We start from the raw sequence: 25566 nt of genomic DNA, 5'->3' as shown, positions 1-25566 counted from the left end.
TGTTGGCTGACTCTTCATCACGGCGACATCTCCCGCCGCCGCTCAAGGAATGCGATCATGCTGACCTGAGCATGCCAACCCCCCACCTTCCCGGCGTGCGGCCACGCCGCGGTCGTTCAGGAGGACGCAGTGAAGAAGAGTTCGCGGATCGGCAGAGTGTCCGCCATCCTCGGCAGCGCCATCGTGCTGGTCATGGCCTTCCCGGGCAGTGCGCTCGCGGACCCGCCCACGTCCCTGCCCGCCAACGCGGACGGCACGGAGCAGACGTTCCAGCCGGCGTTCGACTACGACACCGACGGCTGTTACCCCACACCCGCCATCGGCCCCGACGGGACGATCGCGGGCGGGCTCAACCCCAGCGGCGCCCTCAACGGCCAGTGCCGCGACTCCTGGGACCTGGACAACACCAACGGATACTCCCGCTCCAAGTGCAACAACGGCTGGTGCGCGATCATCTACGGCCTGTACTTCGAGAAGGACCAGGCCGTGGCCGGGAGCGGACTCGGCGGCCACCGCCACGACTGGGAACACGTCGTGGTGTGGGTGCAGAACAACGAGGCGAAGTACGTCGCCACCTCGGCGCACGGCAACTTCAACATCTACAACCGGGACCAGATCCGCTGGGACGGCACCCACCCCAAGGTCGTGTACCACAAGGACGGCCTGAGCACCCACTGCTTCCGCCCGGCGAACTCCAATGACGAGCCGCCGGAGAACCACAAGCACACCTGGCAGTACCCCGCGCTGGTCGGCTGGAACGGCTACCCCGCCGGGCTGCGCGACAAGCTGAGCCAGGCCGACTTCGGCAGCGCCACCCTCGGCCTGAAGGACAGCACGCTCAACTCCCACCTCGCGAAGGCCAAGCCGTCCGACATCCCCTTCGACCCCAACGCGTAAGCGACACCGCCCCGGGAGGCGACATGGCGTCAGCCCCCGCCTCCCGGGGCCGGGCGCAGCCCACCTTCCCGGTCACCTTCCCGGTCACCGGCTCGGTCAGCGCCGGGGTGGCCCGGCCGGGGGCGGCTCGACCTCGAGGTAGCGGTGGCGGCGCGGCCCCCGGTACTCCAGCGCGTCCCAGCCCAGCCGCCGCAGTACGTCCGCGCAGTTCCGCAGCGCGCCTTCCGCCGCGTACCCGGCGCCACTTCCCGGCGGCCCCAGCCACTCGACCCGCACCACCCCGGCCCGTTCCGCCGGGCCGAGGCAGTATCCGGTCGCCGTACGGCGGCCCTCCGCGTCGACCGCCGACGGCGGCACACCGGCCGCCTCCAGCGCCAGGGCCACGGCCCGCACCGGCTGCCGCCGCTCCCACTCGGCGGGCACCCCTTCGGCGTCGCCGGTGTCGGCGTTCATCAGCCGGCGGATCTGGAGCAGCCCCTCGAACGCGGTCCGCACCGCGGCCTCGCGCCCCGGTTCGTCGCCCGCGGGGAGCTCCGCGGCGCCGGTGGCCACTTCGAACTCCGCCATCCCCCTGCCCCCTTCGGACCTGGCCTGCCATGGCCTCCCGCGGCCCGGCCGCGCCGCTCAGCGCCGTCGCAGACGGTCGGCCTCGACCACGGATCGGCGAAGGCCTCCGGAGCCTCCTGGGGCCCATTGTGGCCGATGCCCTTCAGCGTCCGGTGGGCGTACGGGCCCGAGAACTTGTCCCGGTACGCGGCACCGCCCCCGGCCGGGGTGAACGGATCGCGCCCGCACCCACGATCTTCCAGAAGCCGCGCCTGCTGAACATCCGCACCCCCTCGCACGCCGTGCGTCACCTGCCAGAGAGGTGATACGACGCGGGGCGTACGAGGCGCTCCTCAGGCGGAAGGGCCGCTACTCGTAGAGCTCCTCCTCCTCGGCGAGCTCACGCTCCGCGGTCACCGCCATCCTGCGCTTGATCACCGCGGCCGCCGCCAGCGCGCTCGTGGTGAACGCCGTCGCGATCAGCCAGGGCCGGTCCAGCACATGGCAGGTGAGGTGGTCCAGGGAGTAGCGGCCGGGCCCCGAGATCCCGAGCGCCGCCGACGAGCAACCCAGCAGGGCCGGGAACTCATAGCCTCCGGACTGGGCGAAGAACCCGGCCGGCGCGTTCACCGACACCGCCCCCGCCATCGTCCCCGCGGCCGCCGCTCCGGCCGCGGGAGTGGCGAACCCGAGCGCGAGCAGCAGCCCGCCGCCCGCCTCGCCCAGCCCGGCCACCACGGCACTCACCCGCCCCGGACGGAAGCCCATCGCCTCCATGACCTCGGCGGTACGGGCCAGGCCATCGCCCCCGCACCAGCCGAAGAGCTTCTGCGTGCCGTGCGCGACCAGGACCCCGCCCACGCCGAGGCGCAGGGCGAGCAGTCCGAGGTCCTTGCGGTGGGGCATGGGATCTCCTCCGCTCCGGGGCATGGTGTCTCCTCCGCTCCCGTACGGGCACACCACGGGCGGCCGCCCGGCGTCTCACCCAGTCTCGGTACGCCTCCCGGGCCCCGCCGTCGGTGCTACGCCATCGGAGTGCATCAGCTCCGTCGTGGTGACCGCGCGCAGACCGCGCCGGCGCAGACCGTCGAGGACCGCGGGCAGCGCGGTCAGGGTCCCGGAGTGGCCGAAGTGCAGGCTGACCACGGAACCGGCGCGGACCTGGCCGAGGACCGCGTCCCGCACCGCGTCCGGGCCCGGGTCCTGGAAGTCGAGCGAGTCCACGTCGTAGGAGAGGACGTGCGGGTATCCGGCGCGGGCCGCGAGACGGGTCACGAGGTCCGTGGCGGTCCGGGCCCGCGACGGCCGGAACCAGCCGCCGATGGTCCCGGTGAGGCGGCGCAGCCGGTCGGCGCACTCGGTGATCTCCGCGTACGCCTCGTCGGCGGGCAGGGCGCATACGGCGCGGTGCCGCATGGTGTGGTTGCCCAGCTCATGGCCGCCGTCCAGGACCCGCCGGGCCATTTCCGGGTGTTCGTCCAGCCAGGTGCCGACGGCGAGGACGGTGACCCGGGCGCCCGCTCTTTCGGCCTCGGACAGCAGTGCGCGGGCGAGCTCCGCGTCGCCCTGGCCGTGGAAGGTGAGGGCCACCGCGCTTCCGTCGCGCGGTCCGTGGGCGATCCGCGGTGGCAGCCCGGGGAAGCGCACCGGTCCGCGTGGCGCGCGTCCGGCGGGCGTGGCCCGGTCCGAAGCCACGCCGGACGAGGGCGGCTCGGTGGGACCGGCCGGCCGGGACGACGAGGAGTCGGTGTGATGGCCGCAGCCGACGCCGCACGTCGTGGCCGCCACGGCACCGCTCGCGGACCGCAGGACATCACGGCGGGAGGGAGAGGACACCTGAAGCATGAGAACACGCCCCCACCCGATATGCGGCGATTCCTCTCCGGTGGAGGGTGTTTTTCCGTCGATCGCCTCGTACGGGTCCGCACCGAGGTCCCGGGGCCCGGGACGCGTCGACGGAGCCCGTCGGCACGCATGGCACGCTGGGTCTTTGCCTGTTCGCGCACCACCGAGGAGACGAGCCACCGTGTCGCAGAACCACCCACCGGAGTCCATCGCCGCACCGGCGGTGCTCGCCGAGGAGCGACGACTCCACAAGGACCTCGGATTCTGGGCCCTGACCGCGATCGGGTTCTCCAACATCCTGGGGTCCGGGTGGCTGTTCGCGGCCCTGTACGCCGCCCAGACCGCCGGCCCCGCCGCCCTGCTGTCCTGGATCGCGGCGGGTGTGCTGTGCGCCCTGATCGCGCTCGTCATGGTGGAGCTCGGCGCCACCCGCCCGGAGGGCGGCGGCACCGTGCGCTGGCCGCTGTACGCCAGCGGACGGCTGGTCGGCACGATGATCGGCTGGTCGGTGCTGCTCTCGGTGGGCGGTACGGCGGCCGAGATCAGCGCCATCATGCAGTACGCCGCCCACTATCTGCCGGGGCTCTACAACGGCGGCACTCTCAGCGCCTCCGGCCTCGCCGTGGCCGTCGCGCTCAGTGTCGTACTGACGGCGTGCAACTGGTTCGCCGTACGGATATTCGCCCGGCTGAACAACCTGATCTCGGTGTTCAAGGTCGTCGTCCCCGTCCTCACCATCGTCGCGCTGTTCCTGTCCGGCACCCACTCCGGACGCCTCACCGAGCACGGCGGTTTCGCCCCGTACGGCTACGCGGCCTGCCTGACCGCGCTCGCCGGCGGTGGCATCGTGTACTCCGTCAACGGCTTCCAGGCCCCGCTCGACTTCTCCGGTGAGGCCCGCAATCCGCGCCGTACCGTACCGGCCGCGGTGCTCACCGGGATCGGCCTCGCGGTGCTGGTCTACCTCGGGCTCCAGCTGGCGTTCCTGTACACGGTGCCCGAGTCGCTGCTGGGCCACGGCTGGAAGGGAGTCGACTTCGAGTCGCCCTTCGGACAGCTCGCCCTGGTGCTCAACCTCCACTGGCTGGCCACGCTGCTCTACGCCGACGCGGTGATCTCACCGGGCGGATCGGCCTATGTGGGCGTGGCCATCGACGCTCGCCATACGTACGCCCTGGCCAAGAACGGTCTGCTGCCCCGTTTCTTCATGCGCATCCACCCCTGGTCCGGAGTGGCGCGCCGGGCGCTGCTGCTCAACCTCGCGGTCATCGTCGTCTTCATGCTGCCGTTCGGCGGCTGGCAGGACATCGTGAGCGTGATGGGGGACATGTATCTGCTGATCTACGCCGCCTCGGCGGTGGCCGTCGCGGCGTTCCGGGCCCATGACCGCGAGCGGGGAGTGGCGCGGGCCGAGGGCCAGGTGCCGGGGGTGCGCTGGATCGCACCGGTGAGCTTCGTGGTGGCCAGCGAGTTCGTCTACTGGTCCGGCTGGCACGATCTGCGGCTCGCGCTGCCCTTCGTCCTGGTGGGCGCCGTGTTGTTCCTGGTGCAGCGCCGCGAGGACGGAGGCGCCCCGCTGGCGGAGGAGCTGCGGCGCGGCGCCTGGCTGGTCTGCCACCTCGCCGCGCTGACCGTGCTGTCGTGGCTGGGCACCTTCGGTGGTTCCGGCCGCCTCCCGGCGCCGTACGACACGGTGGTGGTGGGCGTACTCGCGCTCGCCGTGTTCGTGTGGGCGGTCCGCGCGGGCGCCCAGCACCTGCGCACCTCGCGGCTCAGCGCAGCGTCGCCGTGAAGCTCCGGCCGTAGGCGTGGCGGGTGGTGACGACGATCCGGGTGCCGCCGGGGACCCGGCCCACCCGGACACCGTCGTCCACCGCGACGGCCCTCATCCTGCGGCCCCGGATGACGACCGAGACCGTGTCGCGCTCGGTGGTCGGATCGGACACCGCGACAGCCACGCCGCCGTCGTGGGTCTCCCGCAGGATCACCGAGCCGGGCCCGCGCACCGACAGCCGTCCGGCGTGGTGGGTGCCGGGGGCGAAGGCGTTGAGGGCGGTGATCCGCAGACCCCGGTGGGCCACGGCCTGGAGCCGGGTGGTGTTGGCCAGGACGGCGAGCGGGCGACGGGCGTAGCCGTCCAGTTGGCGTTCGGTGGCATTCGGGACGAGCGCGTACGCCATCGAGGTGTGGGGCGCGCCCGCCGCCCGCTCGACCGTGACGGCGAAGAGCTGTTTGGTCACCGGTGTGTCGGGGTTGGCGAGGCGGACCGCGCGGCGGCTGCGGGTGACGGTGTCCAGCGTGACGGTGGGCCGTGGGCCGTCGAGGAAGACATACCCGACCGAGGCGGCCCGGGTGGCATTGGCGTAGCGCAGCCATGCGAGCGAGGCCGTGCCGGTGCCGGACCAGGGCGCACCGCCGCGGAGCCGCCCGGTGAGGGTGAGGGTGTCCGAGGGCGCGGCGATCCGGGTGTCGAGAGTCGTGGTCACCGCGCGGCCGGCGGCGTCGCCGACCTCCGCGGCCAGCACCACGATCTCGTCGTCGAACAGGAACCACGACTTGGTGGCGTCGGCGTCGCGGTACACCACGAAGTCCTCGGGCAGGTCGCCCGCCTGCTTCGCGGCGTACGCCACGTCGTCGGACTGGACGAACCCCGCCACCCCGTACGGGCCCAGCGCGGCGCCACCGGAGAACGGGTGGGTGGATCGGGGGAAGTAGACATAGGTGTTCTGCGCCTCCGACGAGGAGGTGAAGCCACGCTCGGGGTTGTCGTACCAGAGCGTGCCGTACAGCTCGGGGATCGTGCGGCGCGTTTCCACGGGGGCGGTGACACCGGCGAGGCGCTGGGGCGGGACGACGGTGAGGTAGTCGATGCCGAACGCCTGGGTCTGGTCCTGGCCGGACAGATACAGATGGTGGGCGCCGTCCCCCTGGAACCAGGGCAGCAGGTTCTCCCCGCTCATGTACTCGTATCTGCTGATCCTGGACGAGCTCCGGGCCAGGGCGAAGGCGTAGCCGGGGCGCCGGTGGACGGTTCTGTCCATCGCGTTGAACGCCACATGGCGCTCGGCGGGCCCGAGGTCGCTCGCCGGGATCGAGGGGTCGGCGAGGATGTCCGCGTAGGCCGCGATGCTCACCGGGGACACGAACGCCGAGGGGTCGAGCGTGGCCTTCGAGGTCTGCCGCAGATACGCCACATAGCCCTTGAGCGCCGTGGCGTCGGCGCCGGTGGCATGGGCGGAGAGGCCCACCACGGCCTCCACCACCTCGGCCGCGTCGGCGTACCCCGTGGCCGGCCGGGACACCCCGCGGCCCTTGACGATCTCCATCAGCCAGCCCTCGAAGATCAGCGGCGCGAAACCGTCCACCACCCACCCCTGGACGACGCGGACCAGCTGGTCGTCGGTGGTGTAGCCGGTGCCGTCGAGCATCTTGACGGTCTGCACGACGCGGGTGAGCAGGCCCTTGCCGTAGGAGCCGGTATAGGCCACGGACGCGTGCTGGATGAAGGAACCGTCGGCGTAGAAGCCGTCGGTGACCCCGTGCCGGAGCTCGTACGGATCGATGGTGGCCAGGATGGTCAGTTGGTCGGCGAGGGCCTTGGTGATCCGGGTGTCGTCGCCGAGGACGGCGCCCTGGAGGACGCGGTTGGTGGTGATGTCCGCGAGGTTGGCGCCGGTGTGGAAGCGCGAGTCGAGGTCGACGTCGCCGTCCTTGCCGTTGCGCAGATACGCGTCCATCGAGGCCACGTAGGTGGCGGCGAGGTCGGGCCGGTAGGCGGCGAGTTCGTCCGCGAGCAGCGCCAGCGTCTTGCTGACGTGGGTGGAGATGCCGATCTCCCAGGTGAACCAGTTGCCGTAGTAGCCCTTCGACTGGTCGCCGTAATAGTGCTCGTGGAGCCATATCAGGCCGTCGATGACGCGCCGCTGGACACCGGTGTCGCCGTGGAGCCCGGACGGTGCGCCGCCGTCCGGGGTGCGGGTGGCGAGGGCGATCTCGTAGAGGTACTGGAACGAGGTGTTCAGGTTGGGATCGCTGGTGCCCAGGGCGAGGCCCTGGAAGAGCTCACCCTGTCCGGCGCGGTCCATCGCGGTGAGCCGGGAGCGGGCGGTCGCGGCGATGGAGCTGAGTTTGGCGCGCACCTCGGGGCGGGCGTTGGTGTCCCGCGTCCCGGCGAAGACGGCCACGGTGTTGTCGATCAGCCGGGTGTGAGCGGCCCCGGTCGCTTCACCGGCCGTTGCCGGACCTCCCGCGGCCCGTGCGCGCAGTGGCAGGGCCACGGCCGCCAGTGCGGCCGCCGGGAGCGTGGAGAGGAGAGCACGACGCGAGAGAGGCACGGGCACGCTCCAACGGTCGACGGGGTCCGATGGGGAACCGACCGACCATTGAAGCAACCCCGGCTTCCCCTGTCACGGGGGCTGGAATGGGCTGGAATCAGGGGCGTCGAGCCGGGTCTCTGTCGCCAATATGGGCAACGAAATCGTTGACAATCTTGTTGGCCTAGATTTACCTTCGACAGGCACTCACTCAGGGAGGGCACGCGATGCCGAAGGAAGCTCGTCCAGGCACCGGGGAGCAGGCCAAGCAGCATGCCTTGGAGCAGCTGCGACAGGCGATCTCGCGCGGGGAGATGGCACCGGCCCAGCGGCTGGTGGAGAACGAACTCGCCGAGCAGTTCGGTGTGACCCGGGCGAGCATCCGCGCGGCGCTGATCGATCTGGCCTCCGAGGGTCTGGTCGAGCGGATCCGCAACCGTGGCTCACGGGTGCGGGTGGTGAGCGTGGAGGAGGCCGTGGCCATCACGGAATGCCGCATGGTCCTGGAAGGGCTGTGCGCCGCCAAGGCGGCCGTCGAGGCAAGCGAGGAGCAGCTGACCGAGCTGGCCGACCTGGGCACGGCGATGTCCAAGGCGGTCGCCGACGGCGAACCGCTGACCTACTCCGACCTCAACCACCAACTGCACGCCCGCATCCGGGAGTTCTCCGGTCAGCGGGTGGCGGTGGAGCTGCTGGAGCGGCTCAACGCACAGCTGGTGCGCCATCGTTTCCAGCTCGCGCTGCGGCCGGGGCGTGCCCAGCGGTCCCTGGGTGAACACCTGGCCGTGATCGAGGCGATCAGGGCCAGGGACCCACAGGCGGCCGAAGCGGCCGTCCGTGCCCACCTCACCAGTGTGATCGACGCGTTGGGCGAATGACGCGGGGCTCGCGCCGCGGGTGGGTCACCGACCTGTCCAGCAAGGAGATATCAGCGATGACGCACGCTAGCGCGGGTGACGCGCCCGCCGCCGCACGGCCGAGCGGTGTGATCGTCACCGACCCGCCACGCGCCGGGGCCGAACATGTGGCGGCCCTGCGGGGGTACGGCGTGGCCACGGTGCACGAGGCCATGGGCCGCACCGGATGCCTCGGCCCCGGGCTGCGCCCCGTCCAGCGGGACGTGCGCATCGCGGGCACCGCGGTCACGGCGCTGTGCTGGCCCGGCGACAACCTGATGATCCACGCCGCGGTCGAGCAGTGCGCCGAGGGCGACATCCTCGTCGTCGCCACCACATCGCCGTCCACGGACGGCATGTTCGGCGAGCTCTTCGCCACCGCGCTCCAGCACCGCGGGGTCCGCGGTCTGGTCATCGACGCCGGGGTGCGCGACACCGCGGAGCTGCGCGCGATGGGCTTCCCCGTGTGGTCGGCCGCCGTGTGCGCGCAGGGCACCGTCAAGGCCACGGCCGGATCGGTCAATGTGCCCGTGGTGGTGGGCGGGCAGTGCATACGCCCCGGCGATGTGATCCTCGCCGACGACGACGGGGTGATGTGCGTACCGCGCCAGTCGGCCGCCACGGCCGTCGAGGCGGCGAAGGCGCGCTTCGCGAAGGAGGAGGCGACCCGCGCCGCCTTCGCGGAGGGCCAACTGGGCCTGGACCGCTACGGGTTGCGGGAGACCCTGGCCCGGCTCGGGGTGCGGTACCAGCCGTACGCCGAGTACGCCCGGCGCGCCGAGCACGCCGAGGACGGCCGTGGCGGGGCCGTCTCATGAGCGGGCCGGAGGGCGTGCGCTGCATGCTGATGCGCGGCGGCACCTCCAAGGGCGCCTACTTCCTCGCGGAGGACCTGCCGTCCGACCCCGACGCCCGGGACGACCTGCTGCTGCGGATCATGGGCAGCCCCGATCCGCGGCAGATCGACGGCCTCGGCGGAGCACACCCCCTCACCAGCAAGGTGGCCGTGGTCTCCGCCGCCCAGGACCCGGGCGCCGATGTCGACTATCTGTTCCTTCAGCTCGGCGTGGACAAGGCCGAGGTCTCCGACCGGCAGAACTGCGGCAACCTGCTGGCCGGGGTGGGTCCCTTCGCCGTGGAACGGGGCCTGGTCGCCGCCCGGGACGGGCGGACACCGGTACGGATCAGGATGGTCAACAGCGGTGACCACGCCACCGTGACCGTCCCCACCCCGGACCGGCGTGTCGACTACACCGGCTCGGCCGAGATCTCGGGCGTCCCGGGCTTCGCCGCCCCGATGGTGATCGGCTTCGAGCGGGGCAGCGGCCCGCTGCTGCCCACCGGCCACGCCCGCGACCTCATCGACGGCACCCCGGTGACCTGTGTGGACAACGGCATGCCGACCGTGCTGATCGCCGCGTCCGCCCTGGACGTCACCGGCTATGAGAACCCCGAGGAGCTGGAGGCGAACGCGGCGCTCGGCGCCCGGCTCCAGGAGATCCGGCGGGAGGCGGGCCGGTTGATGGGCCTGGGCGAGGTGAGTGCCACGACCGTGCCCAAGCTCAGCCTGCTGGCCCCGCCCGCACACGGTGGCACCGTGATGACCCGCACCTTCATCCCGGTCCGCTGCCATACGTCGATCGGCGTCCTGGGAGCCGCCAGTGTCGCCGCCGGGCTGTGCGTCAGGGGAAACGTCGGCGAGGACGTGGCCCGGCTCCCGGCGACGGGTGAGCGGCTGCGCGTCGAACACCCCACCGGCTTCCTGGACATCGACACGTCCGTGGACGACGGCGCCACTCCGGTGGCGCGGGGCACGGCCGTCGTGCGCACCGCACGGAAGATCTTCGACGGAACGGTCTTTCCCCGCCCCGCCTGATCCGGCGCCCGCCCCGTCCCGCCGACCGCGGGCTGAGCCCCGGCCGGGCCGGTGCCCGGCCACGCCGCACAGCGGGGTCACAGGAACGCCTCATGTCCGTCAAAGGTCCGCCCTCTAACCTCCGGGCATGCCGATGACGCGCTCCACGGATGAGGCACTGGCACGGGCCGCCGTGCTCGCCCTGATCGCCCAGGCGGAGCTGACGCCCAAACCGGGCCTCGCCGACAGCCGCGATCTCCAGGCCCGTGCCACCGGTGCGGATCTGCTCGCGCTGCGCTGGTCGGCGAAGGCGCTGACGCCAGGCTTCGCGGCCATGGCCGCCGCGGCCCGCCGTCCCGGGGAGCCGACCCGGGCGCTGCGCGAGGAGCTGGGTGCCATCGGCCGATGCGCCGAGTGGACGATGGCACGGGCCGGTGGCGGCGCGGCCACCGGCCCCTTCCACCACGGCGCGCTGTGGGTGATGGGCCTGCTGGTGGCGGCCGTCGCGCTGCGACCCGGCGCCGGGCCCGAGGAGGTGACCGCCACCGCCAAACGGATCGCGGACCACCCCGACCGCGGCGCACCGCGCCGCCCCTCGCCGGGCTCGCATGTCTCCGCCACCTATGGGGCGCCGGGCGCGCGTGGCGAGGCCCGGGCCGCCTTTCCCCATGTGCGCCGCGCCCTGGACGCCCTGTCCCGGGCGCGTACGGCGGGGGCCACCGAGACCCAGGCGCGCCTGGACGCGCTGCTCACCGTGATGAGCACCCTCCAGGACACCGGCCCGCTGTACCGGGCGGGCCCACCCGGGCTCCGACGGGTCAAGGAGGGGGCGTACGCCGTGCTCGAGGCGGGCGGCACGGCCACGCCCGAGGGCGCCGCCGCCCTGTCCGCACTGGACGCGGAGCTACGGGAGCGTGGCATCGCACCGCGCGGAAGCGCCGCGCTGCTCGCGGGCGCCCTGTTCCTGGACGGCCTCCCGGCACCGGCGGCCACCGGGACGTCGGTCACGGCGCCGTCCGCGCGGTGACTCCCCTCGGATTTCCGGCTCCGAGGCTCCGGACTTCGGGTGCTCAGTCCTTCGCCGGTGCCGTCAGCCCGTGGCGATGGAGAAACGCGTCGACGAGCCGGTCGGTGAACTCCTGGCCGACGGGTTCGCCGGTCACCAGCACCCGGTAGTAGACGGGGCCCATGAGCTGGTCGGTCTCGGCCGTCAGATCCAGGCCGGGCGCCAACTCCCCGCGCTCCCCGGCCCGTTCCAGCGCAAGCCGGTCACGGCCGCGCTGGTCGTCGAGGAACCGGGACCGGAAGTCCTCGGCGAACGCCGGATCGTGCTGCGCCTGGGCGATCAGCGCCTTGAAGACGGCACCGGAGTCGGACGCGCTGAGGAACCAGGCCAGATCGCGCAGATAGGCGCGCAGGTCCCGGGCGAGGTCGCCGTGGTCGCGCACGGTCAGGTCCTCGGCCACGTCCTGGAGGAACGCGTCCATGAGGACGTCGGTCTTGGTGCTCCACCAGCGGTAGATGGTCTGCTTGGCGACACCGGCCCGGGTGGCGATGCCCTCCATGGTGACGCCCGCGAAGCCCTTCTCGACCAGCAGGTCGTCGGCCGCGTTCAGCACCGCCAGCCGGGCCTGCTCGCTGCGTCCGTGCCGGTTGCCGTGGTGGCGTGCCGCCGGTCGGCCGGTGCCGGGTGTCCCGGTGGTCTGTGTCGCGGTGGTCTGTGTCCCGGTGGTCTGTGTCGCGCGTGCCATCTCGCCTCCCCGGTCAGGATAGCGACCCGCCGGGGCCGCTCCGCCCGGGAGACCCACCCTGGCGTCGAGCGTGGCAGGAAGATCGGCCGCCGCCTCCGAGCCATGGCTGGGCCCGCCTGCCGGTGGGAGATCACCGGCCCGCGGGCCCGGGTGCCGAGAGGGGTGGCCAAGCAGGTCGGAGGAAGTTCGCTACGGTTCGGGCAGCGCCCCGAAGGGGCACGGGGCTGTGTCGATATGCGGCTTCGCCGCGTGGGCGACCAGCCACGCTGCGGCCGCAGACGCACGACGGCATCCCGTGGCACTTCCCGCGGAGCGCTCAGTCCCGTTCCCCTTCGGCCTGTGAGGGAGTCGTCCTCTGTACGTCGGGGTGGCCGGTGTCCATCTCGTCGTCGCGCTCGCCCTCGGCCTGCGAGGGGGTCGTCCACGGCACGTCCGGGTGGTCGGTTTCCCGTTTGCGTTCGATGTGGGAGGGGGCTGCCTCGGTCATCTGATGCCTCCGCTCCTCGTGCCCTCCTGGTGCGGACGCGGCCCATTTTACGCCCGAAAGCCCACGTCGGCGCGGTTGGCGATCATGAGGGCCGGAGAGAGGCCGGGAGCTGCCGGTGCACCAGCGCGGCGTACCGGCCCCCGGCGAGCATCAGGTCGTCGTGGCCGCCCCGCTCCGTGAAACGGCCGTCGTCCAGGACGACGATCTCGTCCGCGTCCATGATCGTGCTGATCCGGTGCGCGACGACGATCCTGGTACAGCCCAGCGCGGACAGCTCACCGGCCACCTCCGCCTCGGTCACGGCGTCCAGATGACTCGTGGCCTCGTCCAGCACCAGCAGCGCGGGGTCGGCCAGCAGCGCGCGGGCGATCGCCAGACGCTGCCGCTGGCCCCCCGAGAGCGCGCTCCCGCCCTCCGCCACATGCGTCTCCAGCCCCATGGGCATCCGCCGCACATCGGGGAGCAGCCCGGCCCGGCCGAGTGCCTCGAAGAGGGCCTCGTCGGGCAGGTCGCCCCGGCCGAGCCGCAGATTCGATCCGATGGTGCCGCCGAAGACATGGGGTTCCTGTGTGACGATGCCGAAGCGGCGGCGCAGACTGTCCGCGTCGTACTCCTCGATGGCCCGCCCATCGAGCAGCACCGTGCCCTCGGTCGGCCGCAACAGCCCGGCGAGCAGGCGGATCATCGTCGTCTTCCCGGAGCCGCTGGCCCCGACGACGGCGAGTTTCGCGCCCGCGGGGACGCGCAGGGTCAGGTCGCGCAGGATCCACGGCCCCTGCCCGTAGCGGAAGCCCACTCCGCGCAGCTCGATCTCGCCCCGCACCGTGGCGGGGGCGGTGATACCCGGCCTTCGGACCTCCGGACGCTCGTCCAGCACATCGTGCACCCGCTCCAGATGGGCACCGATGGTCTGGAGGTAGCGCGCGCTGGTGGCCAGCCCGGCGATCGGGGTGAGCAGCCCGGCCGCGATCGCGTTGAGCGCGATCATCGAGCCGATGGTCAGCGCACCCGAGCGCACCTGTGCGACGCCCAGCAGCAACAACACCAGCGGGGAGGCCACTTGCAGCAGCAGGGTGAGGGAGTCGGTGAGGGCGTCCAGGCGGCGTCGGCGGAGCGCCGCCCGCAGATAGTCGCCCAGCGACCCGCGCCAACGGTCGAGCACCGTGCCGACCAGCCCCGCGCTCTTCACGAACTCCGCGCCCCGCAAAGCGTCCACCGCCACCGACTGGGTGGCGGCCTCGGCGCTCAGCTCCCGTTTCGCCAGGGCGTTGGCCGGCCGCAGGGTGGCCAGCACGATGGCGATCTGCGCCGCGCCCAGCCCCGCCGCCAGGAGCGCGTACCAGGGGCTGACGGCGCACAGCAGCACCAGATAGCCGACCACGAAGACACTGTCGATGACCAAGGTGACCATGCGGGAGGTCAGCAGATCCCTGATCACCGTGTTGCTGTTGAGCCGGGCCAGCAGATCCCCGCTGCTCCGGGCCTGGAAATAGCCGAACGGCAGACGGAACAGATGGGTCATAAACCGGTCACCGAGCGCGCCGTCCAGCCGGTGCTGGAGTACCAGCAGGGCGCCGGCCCGCCCCAGTCCGATCAGCGCGTACACCGATACGAAACCGGCGATGGCCAGGGAGAGACCCGAGAGCGTCCCGGCCCGTTCACCGATGAGCGTGTCGATGCCGTACTTGGTGAGGAACGCCGACCCCAGGGCGAGTAGCTGCACCATCCCGGAGAGCAGCACCGCGAGGGCGGCCCACCGCGGTGCCATCCGCGTCATGTCGCGCACCAGCCGCAGCGGCCAGGAATCCCGTGGCCCGCGCCGCTCGGTGAACGAGGAGCCGGGGGCGAACTCCAGCAGGGTGCCCGAGCTCCGGGCGCGGAACTCCGCAGGGGAGACGGTGGCGCGTCCCTCGCCGGGGTCGAGCACGCGTACCCCCTTGCGCCCGACACCTTCCACCACCACGAAGTGGTGGTCGTCCCAGTGGGCGATGGCGGGCTTGCGCACCGCGCCGAGTGCGTCCGGCGGGACCTTCAGCCCCCGGGCCTCGAGCCCGTGGGCGCGCGCGACCTCCAGGATCCGGCGGGCGCTCGCGCCGTCGCGGCTCACCCCGAACTCCGCGCGCAACTCCCGCAGGGGGACCCTGTGGCGGTGCGCCCCGAGCACCATGGCCAGACAGGCCGGACCGCACTCGACCTCGCTCATCTGGGCCACGAACGGCACCCGCGCCCCCGCCTGCCTGCCGCCCATATGTGTCTCCTCCCGCGCCGTGTTCCCTGGCGCAGCAGCGTGCGGCACATCGGTTCGGCCCCGGTTCGGTCCCGGTTCATCGCCGGTTCAGTTCGCCGCTGACCGGCGCGGATGGCACCGCCACGCGCGGCGGCACAAGGTTTTCGCAAGGTTCCCGGCCAACTCGCTCACCCAGTTTGGGCCGTGTCACACCGGGCCGACCGGAGTGACGTCCATGAACGAACCGATGAGAGCACGTCGAACGGAGGAACCATGAACCGGACCACCAAGGCATGGAAGGACCCGGTCTTCCGCGCCGGACTGAGCTCCGAGGAGCTCAGCGCGCTGCCCGCCCACCCGGCGGGTGCCATCGAGCTGACCGACCAGCGGCTGGACAGCGTCGTGGGCGGGGGGCTCACCGACACCTGGGTGACATGCGGTCACAAGACCTGCCGCACCTGCTTCACCTGTGACTGGCTCTGCGGCTGACCCGGCGCGTCCTCGGACGCGGTGACCCATGAGCCATTCCGGCGCGGGCCCCACGGGGCCCGCGCCGGATCGGATCGCGACCGGGCCGTCTCCACGGCGACAGGGCCGCGGAGGGCGACGGGGCCATCAAAAGAGACAGGGCCTTAGAGACAGGGCCATCAAGAGGGGGAGAAGTGAGGAATCGGCAGCAGGACATCCTGAACTCGACGACGTGGTGGCGAGGCGTGCCTCTGCACGACCGGCGGCCGGGCGCTCCGGCGGTCACCGCCGAGCAGCGTGCGCACGGGTTGCGCCGCCTGGAGCTGTGGCGCGGCGGCATCCTCTTCTCCGCCGGAAGGCCCGCCACCGGCGTGGATCCGCTGGAGCGCTGGACGGCCACCGGGGTCACCGAGGAGGAGCTGATCACCCTGCTGGGCGAGCCCGTGGAGTCGCTCGCCGGGCGGCTGCCCGCACCGGAGTGGCTGAAGGTGATCGCCGAGGCCTGGCGTCACCACACCTCCGACGGCGACGGCGATGACGGCTACAGCGATGGAGATGGCGGCGGCGACGACGTCCGGGGCCATGTCCACGCGGCCACCCACGGTCCCGGCCATGACCACGCCCACCGCCCCGGGCTCGGCCCGGCCGAACTGGCCCTCCCGCTGCTGCGCTGGGCCCGGGGGGAACTACGGCGCCGGGTGCCCGGGCTGCCTCCGGACCATCCCCTCCTCCTCCCGCCCCTGGAAACGATCTCCGGCATGGTGTCCCGTGTCCTGGTGCTGGAGCTCAACGTGGCCAGGGTGACCGGGGAGCTGGCCGGTGACACCCCCGAGGAGCGGTTCGCCTCGTTCATGGCCACGGTCCGCACCCCGGGGCGGGCGCTGGAGATCCTGTCCGAATACCCCGTGCTGGCCCGTGAACTGGTGGCCTCGCTGCGGCACTGGATCGATGTGAGGCAGGAGTTCGCCGAGCGCTTCCTGGCCGATCTGCCCCGGCTGCGCGCGGTGTTCGGCGGCTCCTGGCGTGGTCTCGGCGATGTGACGGACATCGGCTTCGGCGCCGGTGATACCCACAACGGCGGCCGGTCGGTCGCGCTGTTCACCCTCTCCGACGGCACGAAGCTGGTCTACAAACCGCGGTCGGTCGCCGTCGAGCGCCACTTCAACGACCTGCTCGCCCGGCTCAACGACCGGGGGCTGCGCCATCCGCTGCGCACCGTGGAGGTGCTGCCCCGGCCCGGGTACGGATGGGTGGAGCACGTGGCCTCCGGGACGTGCGCCGACGAGGCCGAGGCCGACCGGTTCTTCTGGCGCCAAGGCGCCCATCTGGCCGTGTTCCACGCCATCTGCGGCGCGGATCTGCATCTGCAAAACCTGATCGCGGCGGGGGAGCACCCCGTCTTCGTCGACCTGGAGGCCACCTTCCTCGGGCGGTCCCGAGCGGTGCCCGACCCCGTCCTGCGGATCGCCGGCGCGGTGCCCGATGTCCTCAACGACTCCGTCCTGGGCATCGGGCTGCTGCCGGAGCGGATCATCGAGGTGGACGACTCGGGCTGGCGGGACGCGGAGATCAGCGGGCTCGCGGGCGGCGGCGGCCAGCTCTCACCGAGCGTGCTGCCGACCTACGCCGGCCAGGGCACCGACGAGATGAGGCTGGTGCGCGAGCGCATGCCCATCGCCGGCGCGGACAACCGGGCCTCCGTGGGCGGAACGTCCGTCGATCCGCTGCGGTACCGCCGATCCCTGGCGGAGGGCTTCGAGTCCGCCTACGGGCTCATCGAACGGGAGCGGGAGGAACTGCTCGCCGAGGACGGCCCGATCGCCGCCTTCGCCGAGGACGCCGTGCGCCATGTGCCCCGGCCGACCTCGGTCTACAGCCGTATCCTCGCCGAGTCGATGCACCCGGACGTTCTGCGCGACTCGCTGGACTGGGAGTATGTGCTCGAAGCCGGCCTCGCGGGCGGGCATCGGGGCGTCGAGGGCAGGATCGAGCTGCTGACCAGCGAGCAGCGCCAGTTGGCCCGGCTCGATGTGCCGACCTACCACACCACGCCGTCCGCCACCGACCTGTGCGACGCGGACGGTGTTGTCGTCCGCGACTTCCTGGCCACCTCCGGGATGGCGGCGGTGCGCGCCAAGATCCGCCGCATGGGCCCGGTCGATCTGCGCCGCCAGAAGTGGTGCATCGACGCGTCGCTGACGGGCCTCACCTTCGGCACCCGGACGCGGACCGCCCCCCTGCCGCGGGAGCTTCCCGACCGCCCCCTCGACATCCGGCTCGCCCTGCGGGCCGCGACCGTCCTCGCGGACGAGCTGCTCGACACCGCGGTGCACGGCACCGACGACCAGCCACCGCACTGGCTGTCGCTCAATGTCGTGGGGGAGCGCTACTGGCGCGCCGGACCCGCCGGGATCAGCCTCTATGACGGGGTGAGCGGTATCGCGCTGTTCCTCGCGCACCTCGGCTCGATGACGGGGGACCAGCGGTACCGGGAGGTGGCCGAACGCATCGCGCAATCGCTCGCGGACTCACTGACCAGCCCCGACCGTGGCCGTCACGTTCGGTTCAGCTTGAGCATCGGGGGATTCGGCGAACTGGGCGGCGCCGTCTACACGCTCACCCATCTGGCCGCCCTGTGGGACACGCCCGAACTGCTCGACGCGGCCACCGCGCTGGTTCCCGAGCTGGCCGGGCGGTTCGCGGGCGACCGGGAACTCGATGTGGTCCAGGGCACGGCCGGGGCGGCGCTGGCCCTGGCCGCGCTCCACCGGACGCGTCCGGACGAGCGCACCGCGGACGCGCTGCGGCTCGCCGCCGCCACCCTCGCCAAGGCGGCGACCGAGGTGACCGGCGGAGTGGCCTGGCGGACGGCGGTCGACCCCGACCGGCCGCTGCTGGGCATGTCCCACGGGGCGAGCGGCTTCGCCCTCGCCCTGGCCCGCGCGGCTGAGCTGACCGGCGAGGACCACCACTACCGGCTGTGCGAGGAGGCGCTCCGGTTCGAACGCCACGGTCTGGACCCCGGCCGCGGCAACTGGCCGGATCTGCGCAGCATCGTGCCGCGGGGATCCTTCATGGACGCCTGGTGTCACGGTGCCGCCGGTATCGGGCTGGTCCGGGCGGCGCTGCTCGGCGTCGAGGGGCTCGCCGACACCCATGAGCTCCTCGCGGAGGACCTGCGCGTCGCGGCCGGCACCGTACGCGGCGACCTGCTGCGAGACGGCGTCCACACGGGACTCGGCAACGACTCGCTGTGCCACGGGGATCTGGGGCTGGTGGCGGCGCTGCTCGCGGCCGGTCCCGCGCTGGGGGAGACCGACGACCTCGGCCCCCGCGTGGCGCGCCTGGTGGCCGACCGGGTGCTGGCCGGGGACGTCCGTCCCGGCGTCCCGATGGGAGTGACCACCCCCGGACTGATGACCGGATCGGCCGGAATCGGATACGGACTGCTGCGCGTGGCCGCACCGGACCGGGTGCCCGACGTCCTCACCCTCGCCGCCCCCGGAGCCGACGGCGGACGCGACGGGCGCCGTCACGGTGGACGCCGATGACCCCGGTCCCGGTGCGCTACCGCATCCTCGGGCCACTGGAGCTCCGGGGACCGGACGGCGCCTTCCACATGGTCGGCCAGGCCAAGTGCCGTGCGCTGCTGGCCGCACTGCTCGTCAACGCGGGCCGTACGGTGCCGGCCGGGGAACTGCTGGAGCAGCTCTGGCCGGGCGGGGCGCCGAAGTCCGCCCCCAAGCTGGTCCAGCAGTACGTCCACCGGCTCAGGCGCGTACTTCCCGCGCCCCCGCCGGAGCGATGCCCGGCGGTGCGGGGCGGCAGCCGACTGCTCACCAGCCCGCCGGGCTACCGGCTGGCGGTGGACCCCGGTGAGCTGGACGCCGACCGCTTCACGGCGCTCGCGAGGGTGGCGCGCGAGGCCCTGGCCGAAGGGCGGACCGGGCAGGCGGCGGAGGGGCTGCGGCGGGCCCTGGACATGTGGCGCGGGCCCCTGCTCGCCGATGTGCCGGACCTCCCCGCGATCACGGCCGAACTCGTACGGCTGGAGGAGGCGCGGCTCTCGGCCACCGAGGCATGGGTGTGGGCCGAAGTGCACCAGGGACACGCCCATGACGTCGTACCCGAACTGGAGATCCTGGTCGCGGCCCACCCGCTGCGCGAGACCTTCCGCCATCAGCTCATGATCGCGCTGTGTCTGACCGGCCGCCGCGCCGACGCGCTCGGCGCGGCCCGGCAGCTGCGGCACGTACTGGCCGAGGAGCTGGGCATCAGGCCGGGAGCGGACGTCCTCGCCATGGAGCAGGCGATCATCCGGGACTCCCTCACGGATCTGCCGGCGCTGGTGTCGAAGGCGATCGGCGCGCCGCCGGCCGCCCGGGGCGTCTGAAGGGCGCGCCCGGGCGATAGCGGGTCCCCCCCGCGTCCGGCTCCCGTTCTCCGTCGTGATGTCCCTTCCATACCGGGAAGTCCTCCCCGTACCTTGGGGAGTTGTTGACTCGGTATTGCGCCGACTGTCATCAACAGGTGGTCGGCGCGGGGGCTACGACACAACGGGGGAAAACGCATGGGGGCGCGATTCGGCGTGCTCGGTGCCATAACGGTGTGGCGGGACGGGACGCCGGTGGACGTGGGGCACGCACGGCAGCGGCTGGTGCTCGCGGCGCTGGCCGTCGACGCGGGGCGGGTGGTGCCCACGGGGCCGCTGGTGGACCGGGTGTGGGGGGCGGGGGTGCCCCGGCGCGGCCGGGAGGCGCTGTACGCGTATGTGTCCCGGTTACGGCAGGCGCTGGCGGGCACGGGAGCGGAGCTGGTGCGCGAGCAGGGCGGCTACCGGCTGGCGGCGGAGCCCGACGCGGTGGATGTGCTCCGGTTCCGCGAGACGGCCCGCCGGGCCCGTGCGACCGGCGGCGCGGAGGAGTCGGCGGCGCTGTGGGAGACCGCCCTGGGGCTGTGGCGGGGTGAGGCGTTCGCAGGGGCGGACACGCCCTGGTTCAACGCCCAGCGCTCGGTGCTCGAGGCCGAGCGGTTCACCGGGCAACTGGACCTGATGGACGTGCGGTTGCGGCTGGGGCAGCACGGCCGGGCCCTGCCCGAGCTGGCCGCCCGCGCCGAGGCGCATCCGCTGGACGAGCGGGTGGCCGGACAGCTGATGCTGGCCCTGTACCGGTGCGGGCGCCAGACCGAGGCGCTGGAGCACTATGAGCGCCTCCGGCGCCGGCTGGCCGAGGAGACGGGGCTCGACCCCAGCCCGCCGCTGGTGCTGCTGCGCCAGCGGATCCTCACCGCGGATCCGGCGCTCGACCTCGCCCCGGTCACGGCGCCCGTGACGCCCCGACGGCGACCGCGGCCGGTGCCTCAGCAACTCCCCGCGCCGCCGGTCACGTTCGTCGGCCGCGAGCGGGAACTCGCCGCGCTGGACGAGCTGTGCGAGACCGCCGACGGCGAGGGCGCGCTCGACATCGCGGCGATCAGCGGTGTCGGCGGGGTGGGCAAGACCTGGCTGGCGCTGCGCTGGGCCCATCGCAACCTGCCGCGCTTCCCGGACGGGCAGCTGTATGTGAACCTGCGCGGATTCGCTCCCGCCGCAGGTCCCGTGCCCGCGGCGGCGGCCGTACGCGGCTTCCTCGGCGCCCTGGGCGTGGATCCGCAGGAGATGCCCGCCGATCCGGAGGCGCAGGCCGGGCTGTACCGGTCGCTGATCGCCGACCGCCGGATGCTGATCATGCTGGACAACGCCCGCGACGCCGACCAGGTGCGGCCGCTGCTGCCCGGCGCGGGCGGCTGTGTGGTGCTGGTGACCAGCCGTGACCGCCTCACCGGACTGGTCGCCGCCAACGGGGCACGTCCGTGCGCGGTGGACCCGCTCACCGACGGCGAGGCGCGGCTGCTTCTGGAGCGGCACCTGAGGCGGGTCCGGCGGACGGACGATCCGAAGGCGTTCGACGCGATCGCCGCCGCCTGCGCGGGGCTGCCGCTGGCGCTGGCGGTCGTGGCCGCGAGGGTCGCGGTGACCCCGCGGTTTCCGCTGCGGACGCTCGCCGCGGAGCTCCACGACACCCAGGTCGGCCTGGACGTCTTCAGCGGCGGCGACACCGCGACCGATGTACGGGCGGTGTTCTCCTGGTCGTATCACGCGCTCGGCACGGACGCCGCACGGCTGTTCCGGCTGCTCGGCCTCCACCCCGGACCGGACATCTCCCTCCCGGCCATGGCGGGCCTGGCCGGTCTCCCGGTTTCCCGGGTGCGCCCCCTGCTGGCCGAGCTGGCCCGGGTGCACCTGGTCGGGGAGGTCACGCCCGGCCGGTACACGCTGCACGACCTGCTCCGCGCCTACGCGGCCGAACTGGCCCGCGCGGAGGACTCCGAGGCCGATCGCGGGGATGCGCGGCGCCGGGTCGTCGAGCACTATGTGCACACCGCCGATCGCGCGGCCGGGCTGCTGGACCCGCACCGGGACCGCGTCCCCCTGCCCCCCGCCGTGCCGGGTGCCTGCCCGCAGGAAATGACGGACCAGGCCGCGGCGCTCGGCTGGTTCACCGCGGAGCACGCCGTACTGCTGGGCGTGGTCGACCTGGCCACCGGCGCCGATCTCGACGCGGGCGCCTGGCTGCTGGCCAGGAACCTGGAGGCCTATTTCGACTACCGCGGGCACTGGCACGACTGGGCCGCCGTCCAGCGCATCGCCCTCGGCGCGGCCCGGCGGCTCGGCGATCCGGCGTGGCAGGCCGGCGCCCACCGCGGCCTGGGCAACTGCCTCACCCAGATGGGCCGCCTCGACGAGGGACACCGCCACTTCCGGCACGCCCTCGACCTCTACGAGCGGCTGGACGATCCCGTCCGTCAGGCACATGTCCACCGTGGCCTGGGAGGGATCTGCGGCCGGCTGGGCGGCCACCGGGACGCGCTCGGCCACAACGAACGTGCCCTGACGCTCTATCGGCAGGCGGGGCACCGGGCCGGGGAGGCCCTGGCGCTGAACAACGTCGGGTGGGTGCACGCCGTACTGGGCGACTACCGGCGGACGCTGGACTACTGCGCCCAGGCGGTGTCCGTGAACCAGGAGATCGAGGACCGGCATGCCGAGGCCGGGGCGTGGGACAGCCTCGGCTACGCCCATCACCACCTGGCCGAGTACCCCGCCGCCGTGACGTGCTACGCCCGGGCCCTGCACCTGGTGCGTGGCTTCGGCGACCGGTACAACGAGACCGAGATCCTGAACCACCTCGGCGACACCCACCTGGCCGCGGGCGACCTGGACGCCGCCCGGGCGGCCCGCGCCCAGGCCCTGGAGATCGCCCTCGAGATCGGCCATCCGGACACCGACGAGCTCCGTACCAAGCGGGACGATCTCGACCCGGCGGGCTCCGCGGACCTCAGGGCTCCGCATCCGGCCCTGCGCTGATGTCGGCATACGTGAGTATGTCTAGACCAGTGTCATGTTCGCTGCCATGATGTCTCTGCACTTCCGGCACCCCCCACCCGCGCTTCATGAGCGCCCCATTCCCCCCGCTGACGCGGCCCCGCGCGGCCGCGCGAGAGGTGACGTATGTCCAGACGCGTCTCCACCCGATTCCGGACCCTGCCCTGCTGGGCGTCGGCCTTACTCCTGGCCCTGGGCATGACCGCACTGGCCCCCGAGGCGTCCGCCCGGCCGGCCGTGCCGAACACGATCCCGCTGAAGTTCACCAACAACTCCGGGCGCGGCGACAAGATCTACGTCTATACGCTCGGCACCCTGCTCTCGACCGGGCAGCAGGGCTGGGCCGACGCCTCCGGGACCTTCCACCCCTGGCCCGCCGGCGGCAACCCGCCCACCCCGGCGCCCGACGCCTCGATCGCCGGACCGGCGGGCGGCCAGTCCATGACGATCCGCATCCCCAAGCTCTCCGGCCGGGTCTACTTCTCCTACGGCCAGAAGATCGACTTCAGGCTCACCACCGGCGGCCTGGTGCAGCCCGCCGTGCAGAACCCCTCGGACCCCAACCGGAACATCCTGTTCAACTGGAGCGAGTTCACCCTCGACGACTCCGGGCTCTACATCAACAGCACCCAGGTCGACATGTTCTCCGCGCCGTACGCGGTGGGGGTGCAGGGTGCCGACGGCAGTACGAAGACCACCGGGCACCTCAAGCCCGGCGGCTACAACGGCGTGCTCAACGCACTGCGCGCACAGGGCGGCGGCTGGAGCAAGCTCATCCAGACCCGCCCGGACGGCACCGTGCTGCGGGCCTTGTCGCCGGGACACGGCATCGAGGCGGGCGCCCTGCCCGCGAACGCGATGGACGACTACATCAACCGGGTGTGGCAGAAGTACGCCGGCACCACCCTCACGGTCACGCCCTTCGCCGACCGGCCGAGCGTCAAGTACTTCGGGCGGGTCTCCGGTGACGTCATGAACTTCACCAATGGTTCGGGAGCCGTGGTCACCAGCTTCCAGAAGCCGGACTCCGACTCCGTCTTCGGCTGCTACAAGCGCCTCGACGCACCCAACGACCAGGTCCGCGGCCCCATTTCGCGGACCCTGTGCGCGGGCTACAACCGCACGACCCTGCTCACCAACCCCAACCAGCCGGACACCGGTGACGCCGGGTTCTACAAGGACGGCGTGACCAACCACTACGCCCGCGTCATCCACGGCCAGATGGCCGACGGAAAGGCGTACGCCTTCGCCTTCGACGACGTCGGCCAGCACGAGTCGCTCGTCCACGACGGCAATCCGCAGCAGGCGTCCATCACCCTGGACCCCTTCAACTAGGCCGGGAGGAGGCACGGCATGAGACGCAAGAGACCGCTGCGCACCCGCCTGGCCGCCCTCGCCACCGGAGCGCTCGCCCTGCTGGCCCCACAACTCTCCCCGGCCACGGCCGAGGCGGCGCCGTCCGCCACCGTGTGCAACAAGTACTGCGACGCCCGCGATCCGGCGCTCGCCCCGCAGAGCCGCACCCCCGTCACGGCCACCGTCTTCTCCCGCTCCATCGCCCTGCACTTCGACGACACCGACGCGATGGGCTGGGCCTCCATCGACAACGGCAGCCCCGGTGACGAGGTGTGGCTGGACCGCTCGTTCGACGGCGGCCGGACCTGGTCCTCGGGCAGCCGCCTCGGCAACACCGCCATCCCCGCCGGACAGCGCGGCTGGCGCACCCTGATGTACAACGTGGACGACTGGGGCGCCCAGGGCGTCGGCGCGCTGCGGGCCTGTGGCAAGGCCGGTGACCGCGCCGACATCGCCTGTACCCCCTGGGCCCGTACGACCTGGAACGCATGGGACCGCCGCACGGCCGCCGCCACCGCCCAGATGGCGTTCTACTCGAACGCGACCGGGCTGTTCTCCACCACCGGCTGGTGGAACTCGGCCAACGCCCTCACGGCCGTCATCGACAACATCCGCGTCACGGGCATGCGCAGCTATGAGTACGCGATCGCCCGCACCTACGACCTCAACCTCGGCGCCCAGGGCGGGCAGTTCCGCAACGACTACATCGACGACACCGGCTGGTGGGGTCTGGCCTGGGTGGCCGCCTACGACCTCACCGGGGACTCCCGCTATCTGGCCACCGCCCGCGCCGACGCCGACTACATGGCCTCCTACTGGGACTCCACCTGTGGCGGCGGTGTGTGGTGGAGCACGGCGAAGACGTACAAGAACGCGATCGCCAACTCCCTCTACCTCCAGCTGAACGCCGCCCTGCACAACCGGATCCCCGGCGACACCGCCTATCTCCAGCGGGCGAAGGCGGAGTGGACCTGGTTCCAGGGCACCGGCATGGTGAACGCCTCGAACCTGGTCAACGACGGCATCGACCTGGGCACCTGCAAGAACAACGGCAGCGCGGTCTGGTCCTACAACCAGGGTGTGCTGCTCGGCGGCCTGACCGAGCTGCACCGGGCGACCGGTGACGGTTCGGTGCTCGACGCGGCCCGTCGCATCGGCACGGCCGCCACCACGTCGTCCCAGCTCAACACGGCCGACGGCATCCTCAGGGACCCCTGCGAGACCGGTGACTGCGGTGCCGACGGCCCGTCGTTCAAGGGTGCCCATGTGCGGGGGCTGGCCAAGCTGAACGCGGCCCTGCCCGACCACCCCTACACGGGCTACCTCAAACGGCAGGCGGACCGCGCCTACGCCGCCGACCGCAACGCCCTGGACCAGTACGGACTGCGCTGGTCAGGACCGCTGGACAAGACCGACGCGGCACGACAGCACAGCGCACTGGACCTGATGAACGCGGCCTCCTAGGCCACGGCCCCGCAGGCCACGCCAGCGGCCGCGGC

At 72.6% G+C, this 25566-nt stretch carries 19 protein-coding genes and 1 pseudogene; 12 read left to right on the top strand and 8 right to left on the bottom strand.

The features are described from left to right. Positions 1-129: 129 nt before the first annotated feature. Complete coding sequence (locus ACT2CW_RS13860; RefSeq protein WP_086879663.1) at positions 130-897, top strand: NPP1 family protein; 768 nt, start codon at positions 130-132, stop codon at positions 895-897. 96 nt (positions 898-993) lie between these two features. On the opposite strand, the gene ACT2CW_RS13855 is transcribed toward ACT2CW_RS13860, so the two are convergent. The 4 genes and pseudogenes from ACT2CW_RS13855 to ACT2CW_RS13840 all read right to left on the bottom strand — a co-directional run bounded on the left by ACT2CW_RS13855 (position 994) and on the right by ACT2CW_RS13840 (position 3288). Then, a complete protein-coding gene (locus tag ACT2CW_RS13855; RefSeq protein WP_445516764.1) occupies positions 994-1464 on the bottom strand; it encodes a hypothetical protein in 471 nt (156 codons plus the stop codon). Positions 1465-1521: 57 nt separating this feature from the next. After that, positions 1522-1685: pseudogene (locus ACT2CW_RS13850) on the bottom strand (alpha/beta hydrolase); the annotation flags it as partial. Between the two features lie 127 nt (positions 1686-1812). Next, positions 1813-2349 carry a DoxX family protein gene (locus ACT2CW_RS13845; RefSeq protein ID WP_164426918.1) on the bottom strand — a complete coding sequence of 179 codons (537 nt, stop codon included), beginning with the start codon at positions 2347-2349 and terminating at the stop codon, positions 1813-1815. A 75-nt stretch (positions 2350-2424) separates the two neighbouring features. Then, positions 2425-3288, bottom strand: coding sequence for a polysaccharide deacetylase family protein (locus ACT2CW_RS13840; protein ID WP_445516763.1), 864 nt, complete (start codon positions 3286-3288; stop codon positions 2425-2427). A gap of 181 nt (positions 3289-3469) precedes the next feature. On the opposite strand from ACT2CW_RS13840, the gene ACT2CW_RS13835 reads away from it, so the two are divergent. Further along, positions 3470-5080 (top strand): APC family permease, encoded by a 1611-nt coding sequence (locus tag ACT2CW_RS13835; protein WP_445516762.1) that lies wholly within the window; start codon positions 3470-3472, stop codon positions 5078-5080. On the opposite strand, the gene ACT2CW_RS13830 is transcribed toward ACT2CW_RS13835, so the two are convergent. After that, positions 5061-7622 (bottom strand): polysaccharide lyase family 8 super-sandwich domain-containing protein, encoded by a 2562-nt coding sequence (locus ACT2CW_RS13830; RefSeq protein WP_445517012.1) that lies wholly within the window; start codon positions 7620-7622, stop codon positions 5061-5063. The two genes, ACT2CW_RS13835 and ACT2CW_RS13830, sit on opposite strands and share 20 nt — an antisense overlap. 206 nt (positions 7623-7828) lie before the next feature. Here ACT2CW_RS13830 and ACT2CW_RS13825 point away from each other — a divergent pair, with 206 nt between their 5' ends. The 4 genes from ACT2CW_RS13825 (at position 7829) to ACT2CW_RS13810 (ending at position 11379) form a co-directional block, all read left to right on the top strand. After that, entirely contained in the window at positions 7829-8479 is a 651-nt protein-coding gene (locus tag ACT2CW_RS13825; protein ID WP_138912741.1) for a GntR family transcriptional regulator, read from the top strand. Between the two features lie 56 nt (positions 8480-8535). Beyond that, positions 8536-9315, top strand: coding sequence for a 4-carboxy-4-hydroxy-2-oxoadipate aldolase/oxaloacetate decarboxylase (locus tag ACT2CW_RS13820; protein WP_445516761.1), 780 nt, complete (start codon positions 8536-8538; stop codon positions 9313-9315). Continuing rightward, positions 9312-10373 carry a 4-oxalomesaconate tautomerase gene (locus ACT2CW_RS13815; protein WP_445516760.1) on the top strand — a complete coding sequence of 354 codons (1062 nt, stop codon included), beginning with the start codon at positions 9312-9314 and terminating at the stop codon, positions 10371-10373. Before ACT2CW_RS13820 ends, ACT2CW_RS13815 begins: the two co-directional genes overlap by 4 nt. Positions 10374-10506: 133 nt before the next feature. Then, complete coding sequence (locus tag ACT2CW_RS13810) at positions 10507-11379, top strand: triphosphoribosyl-dephospho-CoA synthase (RefSeq protein ID WP_445517011.1); 873 nt, start codon at positions 10507-10509, stop codon at positions 11377-11379. Between the two features lie 43 nt (positions 11380-11422). On the opposite strand, the gene ACT2CW_RS13805 is transcribed toward ACT2CW_RS13810, so the two are convergent. The 3 genes from ACT2CW_RS13805 to ACT2CW_RS13795 all read right to left on the bottom strand — a co-directional run bounded on the left by ACT2CW_RS13805 (position 11423) and on the right by ACT2CW_RS13795 (position 14838). Beyond that, positions 11423-12103: a TetR/AcrR family transcriptional regulator gene (locus ACT2CW_RS13805; protein WP_445516759.1), complete on the bottom strand. Its 681-nt coding sequence runs from the start codon at positions 12101-12103 to the stop codon at positions 11423-11425. A 316-nt stretch (positions 12104-12419) separates the two neighbouring features. Beyond that, on the bottom strand, positions 12420-12590 hold the full coding sequence (locus ACT2CW_RS13800) for a hypothetical protein (RefSeq protein WP_164426786.1): 171 nt from the start codon (positions 12588-12590) through the stop codon (positions 12420-12422). A gap of 82 nt (positions 12591-12672) precedes the next feature. Beyond that, on the bottom strand, positions 12673-14838 hold the full coding sequence (locus ACT2CW_RS13795) for a peptidase domain-containing ABC transporter (RefSeq protein WP_445516758.1): 2166 nt from the start codon (positions 14836-14838) through the stop codon (positions 12673-12675). A 252-nt stretch (positions 14839-15090) separates the two neighbouring features. Between ACT2CW_RS13795 and ACT2CW_RS13790 the strand changes: the two genes are divergently transcribed. From ACT2CW_RS13790 to ACT2CW_RS13765, 6 genes are all read left to right on the top strand, one after another. Next, positions 15091-15306: a mersacidin/lichenicidin family type 2 lantibiotic gene (locus tag ACT2CW_RS13790; RefSeq protein ID WP_037960079.1), complete on the top strand. Its 216-nt coding sequence runs from the start codon at positions 15091-15093 to the stop codon at positions 15304-15306. A 224-nt stretch (positions 15307-15530) separates the two neighbouring features. Further along, on the top strand, positions 15531-18836 hold the full coding sequence (locus ACT2CW_RS13785; protein ID WP_445516757.1) for a type 2 lanthipeptide synthetase LanM family protein: 3306 nt from the start codon (positions 15531-15533) through the stop codon (positions 18834-18836). Next, entirely contained in the window at positions 18833-19678 is an 846-nt protein-coding gene (locus tag ACT2CW_RS13780; RefSeq protein ID WP_445516756.1) for an AfsR/SARP family transcriptional regulator, read from the top strand. Before ACT2CW_RS13785 ends, ACT2CW_RS13780 begins: the two co-directional genes overlap by 4 nt. A 177-nt stretch (positions 19679-19855) precedes the next feature. Further along, on the top strand, positions 19856-22693 hold the full coding sequence (locus ACT2CW_RS13775) for a BTAD domain-containing putative transcriptional regulator (RefSeq protein WP_445516755.1): 2838 nt from the start codon (positions 19856-19858) through the stop codon (positions 22691-22693). Between the two features lie 144 nt (positions 22694-22837). Continuing rightward, the gene (locus ACT2CW_RS13770; RefSeq protein WP_164426932.1) at positions 22838-24046 is read left to right on the top strand and encodes a glycoside hydrolase family 64 protein; all 1209 of its coding nucleotides are present in this window, start codon (positions 22838-22840) and stop codon (positions 24044-24046) included. 18 nt (positions 24047-24064) lie between these two features. Further along, positions 24065-25531 carry a glycoside hydrolase family 76 protein gene (locus ACT2CW_RS13765; RefSeq protein WP_445516754.1) on the top strand — a complete coding sequence of 489 codons (1467 nt, stop codon included), beginning with the start codon at positions 24065-24067 and terminating at the stop codon, positions 25529-25531. Positions 25532-25566: the final 35 nt, after the last annotated feature.

Source organism: Streptomyces sp. NEAU-174, assembly GCF_052665095.1.
The sequence above is the reverse complement of the archived record's forward strand: the minus strand, read 5'-3'. Positions and strand labels throughout refer to the sequence as shown.